An 11171-nucleotide genomic window follows, 5' to 3' on the forward strand; every position below is an offset into this window, starting at 1 on the left:
GTGGAACGGGTTGTAGAACAGGTTGCCGTAGCGCAGCGAGAACGCCGCCGTCCAGTCCAGGTGCGAGAAGATGCCGAAGGGCACCGCCTCGCTCCAGCTGCCCATCAGCAGCGGGCGGATGAAGCCGAGCACGAGGAACAGCCAGATCGCCGCGGCAAAGGCCCAGGCCACGTGCGTGCCCATGCCGAGTGCGCGGGCCCGGGTGTACATGCGCGCCCACCAGGTCAGCACCGAGATGGTCAGGAACAGGCCGGCAATCAGCCACCAGCCACCGTCGTTGATCGGTGGCAGCGACAGCCCGTAGGCCGGCGACGGCGGATCGAGCGAGAGCCAGAACAGCTGGCGGATGAACTGGATCGGATCCCAGTTCACCTGCGCGAGCATGTTGAAGCCGATGATGTTGAAGGCCAGCGTGCCGAAGATCAGCGACACCAGGCCCAGCGGGCCGAGGTAGATCGGGCCGATCTGCGCGTTGCCGAAGCGCCCGAGCAGGTGGAAGATCCACGGCTGCTCGCCGGTGCGCGGACTGTTGCGCGGGCCCAGCGGGATGCCAGGGCTCGCCGGCCCGGATACCTGCAGGCTCGTGAAGAGATTCTGATAGTCAGCCATGTTGGTCTCCGGGGTTCATTGCAGCGGCCACTGGCTCCAGATCGGCAGGTTCAGCCACCAGCCCCACCACTCGGGCCAGCCGCGCGTCCAGAACGGTCCGCTGATGACGATGCACACCGCGCTGAAGAACACGGCGGCCAGCGCGAGGAACAGGCCGAGGCGGTGGATGCCCAGCGTGCCGATCGAGTAGCCGATGGTGTCGCGGAAGAAGGTGTCCTCGTGCTCCGGCGACTTCACCTCCTCGCCGTCCTTCGGGTTCGTCGCCGACAGGATCAGCGCGCCGTGCAGCGACAGCGCGAAGGTGGTCGCGAAGAAGAAGCTGATCGCGATCATGTGCGCCGGGTTGTAGTGGAAGTGCAGGTACTGGTAGCCGACGTTGCTGACCCAGTCGAGGTGGCTGAAGATGCCGTAGGGGAAGCCGTGCCCCCAGGCGCCCATCAGCACCGGGCGGATCACGACCAGCGTGAAGTACGCGAAGATCGCGAAGCTGAAGGCGATCGGCACGTGGTAGCCCATGCCGAGCTTGCGGCAGATCTCCACCTCGCGCAGGGCCCAGGAGCCGAAGGCCCCGAGCGCGCAGACGGTGATGAGTTGCCACAGACCGCCTTCGAGCAGCGGCGCCATGCGCAGGCCGTAGGAGAGGTCCGGCGGCGCGATCGAGATCTGCCAGAGGTTCCAGGTCGGCCCCATGGCCGCACCCCAGAGGATCAGCGCCGTGCCGAGGAAGCTGAAGAAGAGCGTCGTGACGCCGAAGAATCCGACATAGAACGGCCCGACCCAGAAGTCGAACAGGTTCCCGCCGACCAGCGTGCCACCGCGCACCCGGTATTTCCGCTCGAAGCTCAACATGGCCATGGCCTGGTCCTCCGACCTCGTGTACTAGGGCGGCGCCGCGAAGGCGCCGGCCAGGCAGACGAGAGGAGCCGGTGCTGACGCCGCCGACTCCGCCCGCTGCACTGGGCTGCGTGCTACTTCGTCGTGATGGCGAGCGAAGCAACCGCCGTCGGCATCGGGGCGTTGGCAGACGCCACCGCGGCCTTCTTCGGGCCGTCGAGCCAGTTGAACTTGTTCGTGCTGAGCAGGATGAGGTGAATCATCACTGCGATACCGAACAGGAAGACCCCCTGGGCAACCATCGCCCGGAGAGGATCGAACAAACGCCAGATTCTCCACATGATTCCAAGCTCCTATGTGAGATGCGACATGAAGGTGTACACAGCCGCCTTGACGCCGCCGAACAGTGACTTGACGCCTTCTGCGCCCGGCAACCAGGCTCGCCAATGCCATCCCAGCAACTGCCCGGCGAGGGCGATCGCAAGAAACACGATGAAGCTCGCTGCGAAGACCAGGTAATAACTGCGATACCTGCTCGCCGCGTCGTGCTCGTGATGTGCACCTTGGGTATGGACCATGGCAATTCCCTTCACTGGGTCAGTGCGTCAGACGTTTCAGAGCCAGGGGCGCCAGGCCCAGACGAGCACGTGCGCGACGACGGCAACCGCCGTGAAGCCCACGAACCCCTGGACCCAGAACCGATGGAACTCCTGGGCCTCTTCGTCGGTCAGGCCCGAGATCGAGCCCTTTCTTTCAGCCATGGGATAACTCCTTCAGCTTGGCCTTGCGGCCAGCCGCGCGCGATGCCTGCGCGACAGAGGCGGTCGCGGCAGGATGCCGCGGCGTCGGGTGCACGAGGTGCAGCGTCATGCCGGCACCCCCTGCGCAGAAACATTGCCCACCTGCGCCATGCGCTGCACGCTGATCCGCTCCTCGCCCAGGCGCCGCGCCTCGGACTCGGCACGGTCGCGCAGCCGCTTGGCGGCGGAGATGCGCACCAGCACCGGCTGCGTCTCGACGAGGTCATCGAGCAGCGCCTTGGCGTCGTCGTCCCAGGGCAGTTCATTGACGTGCTTCGCTGGCGTGGCATCGACCTGGTCGAGCTCGGTACCCAGTGGAAGGATGTGGAACAGCGCATCGAACAGCGCGTTGCACACCTCCTGCACCACGTAGGTGGCGCCGGCATAGCCCATGAACGGCGTGCCGGTAGCGCGGCGGATGATCGCGCCGGGGAAGGAGGCCGGAACGAACGCCGGCTTCATCGGCCCGCGCGCGCCGACCTCGGCGAGGTACATGCGTTCGTTGAAGCTGCCGAACATGATCAGCGGCGTCTTCTCACGCACCAGCCGGCGCACCTCGGCGTTGTCGGTCTTCGTGCCGGCGGTGCGCGAAACGGCGAACTGGCACGGCAGGCCGAGTTCGTCCTCGAGGAAGTGGCGCAGGCCGCGGGCGTAGGTCTCGCCGGCCACGACCGCGAAGCTGGCGGTGGCGAAGAAGTCCTGCGTGACCGAGCGCCACAGGTCCCACACCGGCTTGATGGTGGTGTGCTTCTCGCGCTCGATGAAGGGCTCGGGGTCGAGGTTCAGCAGCCGGCCCAGTTCGCGCAGGAAGGCGGTGGTGCTGTGCAGGCCGATCGGCGCCTGCAGGTACGGGCGCTCCAGCGCCTCGCACAGCATGCGGCCGAATTCGCGGTACATGCAGATGTTGGCGTCGGCCTCGACCAGGCGCGACACGTCGGCCAGGTGGCTGCCGAGCGGGAACACCATGTTCACCTCGGCGCCGATGCCCTGCACCAGGCGGCGGATCTCGGCCAGGTCACTCGGCGAATTGAAGGTGCCGTAGCAGGGGCCGATGATGTTCACGCGCGGCTTCTCGCCGGCAGGCCGTTCCGCGAAGGGCGTGCGCTGCGGCACCTTGCGCAGGCCGTACTCGGTCCACAGCCAGAACATCGCGCGGTTGGCGCACTGCCACTGGTCTTCGTCGATGGTGCGCGGCAGGAAGCGCGCGATCGTCGTGCCTTCGGGCGTGACGCCGCCGCCGATCATCTCGGCGATCGAGCCGGTGACGACGACGCTGGGCAGGTCCGGGTCGAGCGCCGCATGGGCGCGCTTCATCGAGCCTTCGGTACCCTCGCGGCCGAGCTGCTCTTCGGCCAGGCCGGTGACGACGATCGGCAGCTCGTGCGGCGGCAGCGCGTCGGTGTAGTGCAGCACGCTGGTCACCGGCAGGTTCTCGCAGCCCACCGGGCCGTCGATCACCACCTGCAGGCCCTTGATCGCGGTGAAGACGTAGACGGCGCCCCAGTAGCCGCCGGCGCGGTCGTGGTCGAGCACAAAGTTGAGCGGGGCTGCAGGGCCCGCACGGCCGCCCGAAGGGCCCTGCGCGCCCCCTTGGGGGGCCGCGAGCGCAGCGAGCTTGGGGGCTCCATCGCTCATCAGATCATCTCCTCGGCCTTGCGGCGCCTCTGGATTCGGATGACCTGGCGGCGCGTCTCGGCGCGGAACTCGGGGCGCAGCACCGGCTGGCTTTCCCACACACCCGCGCGGTCGCCGCCGCCGACGTCGCCGAAGAACTCGCGCATCGCCTCGAAGCGGCCCTTGTTGGCGATCGCCGCATTGACCACCTGGGCCAGCGAGCCGGCGCCGGCCGGGCCCATCAAGGGGCGGGCCGAGATCAGGTTGGTGAAGTACAGCGCGGGAATCGTCGCTTCCTTGGCCGCCTGCACCACCGGCGTGGTGCCGATGGCGAGGTCGGGGCGGAACTCGCGCACCGCGGCGATGTCCTGCTCGAGCGAGGCCCGGTATTGCACACGCACGCCGCGGGCCTTCAGCCACTCGAGATCCGGCGCACTCCACGGCGTGGCCGGGCAGGCGCTGCCGACGTAGGGCACCTCGGCGCCGCTCTCGATCAGCAGTCGGGCGACCAGCAGTTCGGAGCCTTCGTAGCCGCTGACGGTGATGCGGCCCTTGACCGGCATGCGCGCGAGCGCCGCCTTGATCGCGGGCAGCCACTTGTTCTTTGCCGCATCGATGTGCGCCTGCGAGATGTTCGTCGCCTGGCCGATGGCCTGCAGCCAGGCCTCGGTGCCGTCGTAGCCGACCGGGGCCGATGCAACGATCGGTCGACGTGCCGTCTGGAACTCGCGCACGCTGGCGGTGTAGAAGGGATGGATCGCTGCCACTGCGGCGCAATCCAGCGCGGCATACAGCTCGCGCCACTCGCGCGTCGGCACCACGGGCCCGGCCGCCAGGCCCATCGGCTCCAGCAGCATGCCGATGCCCACCGGGTCGGCCGGGAACATCTCGCCGAGCAGCGTGATCGTCGGCCTGCTCGACACGCCGCCGCGTGGCGCCGTCACCGGGCCGGCTTCGGCCTCGGTGCGTGCGTACTTGAGCATCGCGCCGGCGAGCACGTCCTTGGCCTCGGCATGCGTGGGCACGCCGAAGCCCGGCACGTCGATGCCGATGATGCGCACGCCGTTGATCTCCTTCGGCAGCAACTGCAGCGGCACGCCGCTGGCCGTGGGCACGCACAGGTTGATGATGACGACGGCGTCGTACTTGTCGGGGTCGGCTTCGCGGTAGACCGCGTCGCGGATGTCCTCGAACAACTTGCCGGTGACCAGCGATTCGCTGTTGAAGGGCACGTAGCCGACGCTGCGCTTGGCGCCGTAGAAGTGCGAGGTGAAGGTCAGGCCGTAGACGCAGCAGGCCGAGCCCGACAGGATGGTCGAGGTGCGGCGCATGCGCAGGCCGACGCGCAGCGCGCCGAAGGCCGGGCACATGCTCTGCGGCTGGTCGTGCGGGCCTGCGCCTTCGGGCAGCGGGTAGTCACGGGCGTACTGCGCCAGCGTCTCGCTCTTGCCAGCCGACTGCGCGGCGGCGAGCATCTTGTCGCGGCCGGTGTGGCAGCCGACACCGTCGCCTTCGAGGGCGGCAGGGTTCGCGACGTCCGGTGCGGCACTCATGGTCGTTCCGTTCAGGCGGCGTCGTAGACGACTTCGAGCGTCGGCTTGAGCAGCTCGTGCTTGCCGACCATGTCGAAGGTGGTCGCCGGCTCCATCTTGAAGTCGCGCCCGGTCACCTCGGCGGAGAACAGGCCGAGCAGCTGGTCCTGCGTCTGCGGCTTCGGGCGCACCGGCGGCGCCACCGCCACGTTGGTGGCCAGCTCCTCGAACAGCGGCGCCCACTGCGTGCCGGGGCGGCCGATGATCTCGTAGCTGGCGCTCTTGCGGCGGATGTCCTCGTTGGCAGGAATCGTCGCCAGCACCGGGATGCCGGCATGTTCGGCGAACAGCGCGGCCTCGCCGGTGCCGTCGTCGCGGTTGATCACCATGCCGGCCACGCCGACGTTGCCGCCGAGCTTGCGGAAGTACTCGACCGCGCTGCAGACGTTGTTGGCGACGTACAGCGACTGCAAGTCGTTGCTGGCCACGACGATGACCTTCTGGCACATGTCGCGTGCGATCGGCAGGCCGAAGCCGCCGCAGACCACGTCGCCGAGAAAGTCGAGCAGCACGTAGTCGAAGCCCCAGTCGTGGAAGCCGAGCTTCTCCAGCGTCTCGAAGCCGTGGATGATGCCGCGCCCGCCGCAGCCGCGGCCGACCTCGGGGCCGCCGAGTTCCATCGCGTAGACGCCGTCGCGCTTGAAGCAGACATCGCCGATCGCCACCGCCTCGCCGGCCAGCTTCTTCTTGCTGCTGGTCTCGATGATGGTCGGGCAGGCCTTGCCGCCGAACAGCAGGCTGGTGGTGTCGCTCTTCGGGTCGCAGCCGATCAGCAGCACCTTCTTGCCCTGCTGCGCCATCATGTAGCTCAGGTTGGCCAGCGTGAAGCTCTTGCCGATGCCGCCCTTGCCGTAGATGGCGATGATCTGCGTCGTCTTCGCGGCCGGCGAGGTGTGCACCGGATCGGGTTCGATGGCGGCCTCGGCCTTGAGGCGCTCGTCGCGCATGAAGATGACCGGATTGGTGGGCGCGTTCATTGGCAGTGTCTCCAGTCGAGGACCATCTTCAGACAGCCCGCATCGCCGAAGGCAGTGCGGTAGGCGGTGTCGGCCTGCATCGGCTCGGCGTGGTGGGTGATCAGGCCGTCGAGCGACAGCACGCCGCTCTCGGCCAGTTCCTTCACAGCGAGCAGGTCGGGCTTCTTGAACTCGGCGGCACAGCGGATCTGCGCTTCGCGCATGAAGGCCGGCGCGAAGGCGAAGGCGATCGGCTCGGTGTAGAAGCCGGCCAGCACGATCTCGCCGCCGGGGGCGAGCCGCGCGACCAGGCTGTCGAGGATGCGCGCATCGCCGCTGACGTCGTAGATCGCGCGGTAGTCGCGGCGCACGTCGTCCTCGGGCTTGATGACCGGGTAGCCTTCGGCACCGCTGGTGCGCATCGGGTTGGTTTCCCACACCGTGGGCGGCGCGAAGCCGGCCACCACCACCATGCGGGCCAGCAGTCGGCCGAGCACGCCGTGACCGACGATCAGGTCCGGCGCGATGATCGGGTTGCGCTTGCCGGCACCCGACACCGAGTGGTAGGCCGTGGCCGCCAGGGCCAGCAGCACGCTCTTGTCGCCCAACGTGTCCGACACCGGTGTGATGCGCGAGTCGCTGACCACCACCCGCGAGGCCGCACCGCCGAACAGGCCGCGCACCTCGCCGTAGCAACGCGCGCCGGGAACGAACACCCGCTCGCCGACGCGGTGCCGCGCACGCCGGCCGGCCTCGACGATGTGCCCGACAGACTCGTAGCCCGGCACCAGCGGGTAGCCCATGCCCGGGAAGGTGGGCATGCGGCCGTTCCACAGCAGCTTCTCGGTGCCGGTGCTGATGCCGCTGTACTCGATGTCGACGATCACGTCATCGTCGGCCGGCGGCGTCAGGTCGAGGCGGCTGAGCATCAGGTGCTCAGGCTGCGCGAGGACGATGGCCGTGGTGTTCATTCGAGGACTCCGACCCCGTTGGCGCGCCCGCGGCGCACCTGATTGGGGAGTGATAGTGTCATCCTACGCTGACACTTTTGAATGTCAATCTGTGTTTTCATGCGTTGAGCCAGATCAGGCGCCGGCGCAACGGGCGACGATCAGGCCGGCCTGCAGCGGCAGGCGCGTTGGCACCGGCCGGATGCGGTCGAAACCGGCCGCTGACAGCATTTCTGCCAGGCGCTGAGCGCTGCGCGAGCGGCCCGAACCCATCGCCATCAGGTAGAAGCCGAAGTAGGCGTCACCCATCGGTTCGGCGCCCCTGGTGCCGGCCATCGGCTCGGCAACGAGCAGCGTGCCGTCGGGCGGCAGCGCGGCGCGCACGGCGCGCAGGATGCGCATCGCGTTGTCGTCGTGGTGGTCGAACATCACGCGCACGAGCGAGGCCACGTCGGCGCCGCGCGGCAGCGGGCGGTTGAGGAAGTCGCCACCGATCGCCTCGGCGCGCCCGGCCAGGCCGGCGTCCGCGAAGCGCTCGCGGGCACGATCGGCCACCGCGGGCAGGTCGAGCAGCATCAGCTTCAGCGCCGGGGCGCGCTTCGCCGCGGCGCAGAGGAAGACGCCCTCCCCGCCGCCCACGTCGAGCAGGCAGCGGTGCCGCGCGATCGGGTAGGCGTCGAGCACCTGATCGGCGATCAGCGGCTGCGAGGCCGCCATCAAGGCCGAGTAGTCGGCCACCCGCTGCGCGCCGAGTTCACCGGCCGCATCGTTGTCGGCATAGGCCCAGTAGCGGCCCAGTTCGGTCGCCGGCCGCTCGCCGCGCAGCAGCGCGACCGGGTCGCCGAGGTCGCGGTACAGGCAGGCGTGGTGCTCGATCATCGCCTGCAGCGGCGCATTGCCGACCAGCACGGCGCCGAGCGACCCGAGCGCCCAGGCCTCGCCGCGCCGCTCGACCAGTTCGAGCGCCTGTGCGGCAGCCAGCAGTCGCAGCGCGTGCGGCTCGGCCAGATCGAGCCGCCGGCACAGCGCGGCGGTGGATTGCGGCCCTTCGGCGAGCAGTTCGAACAGTTGCAGCCGCACGCAGGCGAGCAGCACCTGCGAGTAGACGAAGCCGGCCATCAGGTCGAACAGATCGCGCGCACGGCGACGCGCCAGCGGGCGCGTCAGCGGGAAGGCGGCGGCGGCACGCTGGAATCGTGCATCGCCGAGCAGGCGGTCACGCCAGACACGCCACTGCTGCCACCACGGCGCGCCGCTGTCGTTCGACGCCGGCACGGCCGCGGCAAGCTTCGGGTTCACCGAAGCGCCTCCTGCAGCAGCGCCGGCGAGCGCGCGGCATGGGCCGTGGTCATCTCCAGCGGCACCAGGCGGCGGGCCTCGGCGCGCACCAGCGCGCGCAGCGCGTTCGCACCTCGACAGTCGGGGATGGCCTCGATGCAGCCGCGCACCAGCGCATCGAACTGGCGCAGCGCGCCGTCGAGGCCGAACTCGGTGGCCGAGCTCGGGCGACCATGCGCCACGTCCTGCCCGGTCGGCTTGCCGATGGCCTGCGGCTCGGCGATCACGTCGCGGATGTCGTCGGCCACCTGGTAGGCCTCGCCGAGGCAGTCGCCGAAGACCAGCCAGGGCGACGGCGACGCGCCGGCTGACGCGGCGCCGGCCGCTGCAGCGGCAGCGAACAGTGCGCCGGTCTTGGCCCGTTGATAGTCGCGCAGCACCGGGCGCGGTTCGCATTCCCAGGCCTGGCCGGCGGCGATGCCGTGCGGCATCGCGACGCCGGTGGCCACATGCCCGAGAACGCGCGCGATGCGCGCCGGCTGCACCGAGTCGCAATCGGCAAGCTGCTGGAAGGCCAGCACGATCAGCGCGTCGCCGGCCAGCACCGCGAGGCGCTCGCCGTAGGCCGCATGCACCGAGGGGCGGCCGCGCCGCTCGGCGGCGTTGTCGAAGCAAGGCAGGTCGTCGTGAACCAGCGAGGCGCAGTGCAGCAGTTCGATCGCTGCGGCCGCGGCATCGGTCAGCGCCGGATCGTCGTCGCCACAGGCCAGGGCGACGGCCACGCAGAGCTGCGGGCGGATGCGCGCGCCCGGCGGGAACACCGAGTGGCGGATCGCCGCGGCCAGCCGGGGAGGCCCGCCACGCCCCTCGCCGCTGGCCACGGCCGCTGCAAGAGCGCCTTCGATCCGGTGCGTCGCGTCCATGGGCGCCCTCCCGCACTGCGCTCGGCCGACGGCCGGGTGTCAACTGATGTTATCGCAGCGATGTGTCAATCAGAATAGACACTTGAGCGATCTGCGTCAACAGCGCCAACCCGTGGCGCCGCGGCCGCTCACAAGGCCGCCTCGATCAGGGTGGCCACCCGTTGCGGCTGCTCCTCGTGGGCGAGGTGGCCGAGGGCGGGCAGTACGGTCACCGCCGCACCGGGAATGCGGCTCGCTGCCTGCCAGGCGAGGTCGGGCGGCAGCGTGCGGTCGCGCTCACCGACGATCAGATGCAGCGGCGTCGTGAGCTGCGGCAGACGCCGCGCCAGCACGGCGAGGTCCCAGCCGGCCATCATGGCCAGCGCAGCGGCGACATGCGGCGGGCTGGCCACCACCCGGCGATACAGCTCGCGCCCGCGGGGCTCGATCGACGAGCCGGTGCCGTCGAGCAGGCGCTCGAGCATGCCCGGCCACCCGGCGCTCCAGGAGAACAAGCGCGGCACGAGCGGGTTGAGCACCAGCGTGCGCGCCATCGGCGAGAAGACCGCGCCGGCCACACCCGGCAGGGGCAGCAGGGCAGCGTTCAGACCGAGCGCGGCCCGCGGCGCCGCGAGCCCCTCGAGACACATCTGTACCGCCACCGCCGCACCGGCACTGTGGCCGACGATCAGGTCGGGCGCGACACGCGCTTCACGAAGCAGCGCAGCAACGGCCCGTGCCATGCCAGGCAGGGTGAACGCCGCACGATCCGCAGGCCAGCCGCTGAAACCGTGGCCCGGCAGGTCCGGTGAGATCACCCGGCAGCGTTCGGCGAGCAGCGGCAGCAGATCGCGCCACGAGTGCGTGGTGGCACCAGTGCCGTGCAGCAGCACGACCGTGGGGTGGGATGGATCACCCGCGCACTGCAGGTGCCAGCGCAGGCCACCGGCCTCGACGAAACGGCTGGCCTCATGGTTCGGCCAGTCGCGGCCGTCGTGATCCCAATCGAGCGCGCTGGCCATCCGCCCTGCCCGGCCGGCGCTCAGCGACCGGCAGCGCCGCGCACCACCGCCTGCACGGCCTGGTTGAGCGTGTCGGCTCGGGCGTGCGGCAGCGGCAGGTAGAGCGCAGCCATGCGCTGCGCGAGCGCACGGGCCCGTGGCTCGGGCCGCGCGGAGGTGTCGACCACGACGGCGGCGACGGCACTGCCGCGCCAGCGTTCCGCGGACTTCAGCGCGTCCTGCTCGGCGCGCGCCCGATCGGCTTGCCCATCGCGGCCGATGTTGGCGCGGCCATCGGTCAGCAGCACCACCAGCGGCGTGTCGCCGCGCCGCACGATGCCTTCGGCCAGCGCCCAGGCCGCATCCAGCCCGGCGGCCAGTGGCGTGCCGCCGCCGCCCGGCAAGCCGGCCAGCGAACGTTTCGCGCGCACCAGCGAGCGCGTCGGCGGCAGCAACAGTTCGGCGCCGGGCCCGCGGAACGCGAGCACCGCGACCTGGTCGCGCCGCACGTAGCAGTCGGCCAGCAGCAATTCGACGGCACCCTTGGCCTCGGCCAGGCGGTGCAGTGCCGACGACCCGGACGCATCGATCGCGAAGATCGTCGTCGTGCGTGTCTTCTGCTTGTAGCGCGTGAC

At 70.0% G+C, this 11171-nt stretch carries 12 protein-coding genes and 1 pseudogene; all 13 read right to left on the bottom strand.

Going from position 1 to position 11171, the window contains the following annotated elements; translation table 11 throughout:
- Positions 1–609, bottom strand: a pseudogene (locus AAG801_RS35825) (photosynthetic reaction center subunit M); the annotation flags it as partial.
- Positions 610–624: 15 nt separating this feature from the next.
- The gene (gene pufL, locus AAG801_RS35830) at positions 625–1464 is read right to left on the bottom strand and encodes a photosynthetic reaction center subunit L (RefSeq protein WP_341892699.1); all 840 of its coding nucleotides are present in this window, start codon (positions 1462–1464) and stop codon (positions 625–627) included.
- Positions 1465–1577: 113 nt separating this feature from the next.
- A complete protein-coding gene (gene pufA, locus AAG801_RS35835; protein WP_341892700.1) occupies positions 1578–1784 on the bottom strand; it encodes a light-harvesting antenna LH1, alpha subunit in 207 nt (68 codons plus the stop codon).
- Positions 1785–1796: 12 nt separating this feature from the next.
- Positions 1797–2021 (bottom strand): hypothetical protein, encoded by a 225-nt coding sequence (locus tag AAG801_RS35840; RefSeq protein WP_341892701.1) that lies wholly within the window; start codon positions 2019–2021, stop codon positions 1797–1799.
- A 36-nt stretch (positions 2022–2057) separates the two neighbouring features.
- Entirely contained in the window at positions 2058–2204 is a 147-nt protein-coding gene (gene pufB / locus AAG801_RS35845; protein WP_341892702.1) for a light-harvesting antenna LH1, beta subunit, read from the bottom strand.
- A gap of 105 nt (positions 2205–2309) precedes the next feature.
- Positions 2310–3878, bottom strand: a complete 1569-nt coding sequence (bchZ, locus tag AAG801_RS35850; RefSeq protein ID WP_341892703.1) for a chlorophyllide a reductase subunit Z — start codon at positions 3876–3878, stop codon at positions 2310–2312.
- A complete protein-coding gene (bchY, locus tag AAG801_RS35855; RefSeq protein WP_341892704.1) occupies positions 3878–5410 on the bottom strand; it encodes a chlorophyllide a reductase subunit Y in 1533 nt (510 codons plus the stop codon). The genes bchZ and bchY overlap by 1 nt, the downstream gene beginning before the upstream one ends.
- An 11-nt stretch (positions 5411–5421) precedes the next feature.
- On the bottom strand, positions 5422–6426 hold the full coding sequence (locus AAG801_RS35860) for a chlorophyllide a reductase iron protein subunit X (RefSeq protein ID WP_341892705.1): 1005 nt from the start codon (positions 6424–6426) through the stop codon (positions 5422–5424).
- Positions 6423–7376 (bottom strand): chlorophyll synthesis pathway protein BchC, encoded by a 954-nt coding sequence (gene bchC / locus AAG801_RS35865; RefSeq protein WP_341892706.1) that lies wholly within the window; start codon positions 7374–7376, stop codon positions 6423–6425. The genes AAG801_RS35860 and bchC overlap by 4 nt, the downstream gene beginning before the upstream one ends.
- A 114-nt stretch (positions 7377–7490) precedes the next feature.
- The gene (locus AAG801_RS35870; protein WP_341892707.1) at positions 7491–8654 is read right to left on the bottom strand and encodes a methyltransferase; all 1164 of its coding nucleotides are present in this window, start codon (positions 8652–8654) and stop codon (positions 7491–7493) included.
- Positions 8651–9556: a polyprenyl synthetase family protein gene (locus AAG801_RS35875; RefSeq protein ID WP_341892708.1), complete on the bottom strand. Its 906-nt coding sequence runs from the start codon at positions 9554–9556 to the stop codon at positions 8651–8653. The genes AAG801_RS35870 and AAG801_RS35875 overlap by 4 nt, the downstream gene beginning before the upstream one ends.
- Before the next feature lie 128 nt (positions 9557–9684).
- On the bottom strand, positions 9685–10557 hold the full coding sequence (gene bchO / locus AAG801_RS35880; protein ID WP_341892709.1) for an alpha/beta fold hydrolase BchO: 873 nt from the start codon (positions 10555–10557) through the stop codon (positions 9685–9687).
- Between the two features lie 20 nt (positions 10558–10577).
- A partial coding sequence (locus AAG801_RS35885) for a VWA domain-containing protein (RefSeq protein ID WP_341892710.1) occupies positions 10578–11171 on the bottom strand: 594 nt, incomplete at its 5' end.

It is taken from the genome of Variovorax sp. YR752, from assembly GCF_943372545.1.

Coding starts and splice junctions, on each gene's coding strand:
- AAG801_RS35875 (WP_341892708.1), bottom strand. CDS start 9,556: ATGGACGCGACGCACCGGATCGAAGGCGCTCTTGCAGCGGCCGTGGCC.
- pufL (WP_341892699.1), bottom strand. CDS start 1,464: ATGGCCATGTTGAGCTTCGAGCGGAAATACCGGGTGCGCGGTGGCACG.
- AAG801_RS35840 (WP_341892701.1), bottom strand. CDS start 2,021: ATGGTCCATACCCAAGGTGCACATCACGAGCACGACGCGGCGAGCAGG.
- bchC (WP_341892706.1), bottom strand. CDS start 7,376: ATGAACACCACGGCCATCGTCCTCGCGCAGCCTGAGCACCTGATGCTC.
- bchY (WP_341892704.1), bottom strand. CDS start 5,410: ATGAGTGCCGCACCGGACGTCGCGAACCCTGCCGCCCTCGAAGGCGAC.
- pufA (WP_341892700.1), bottom strand. CDS start 1,784: ATGTGGAGAATCTGGCGTTTGTTCGATCCTCTCCGGGCGATGGTTGCC.
- bchO (WP_341892709.1), bottom strand. CDS start 10,557: ATGGCCAGCGCGCTCGATTGGGATCACGACGGCCGCGACTGGCCGAAC.
- bchZ (WP_341892703.1), bottom strand. CDS start 3,878: ATGAGCGATGGAGCCCCCAAGCTCGCTGCGCTCGCGGCCCCCCAAGGG.
- pufB (WP_341892702.1), bottom strand. CDS start 2,204: ATGGCTGAAAGAAAGGGCTCGATCTCGGGCCTGACCGACGAAGAGGCC.
- AAG801_RS35860 (WP_341892705.1), bottom strand. CDS start 6,426: ATGAACGCGCCCACCAATCCGGTCATCTTCATGCGCGACGAGCGCCTC.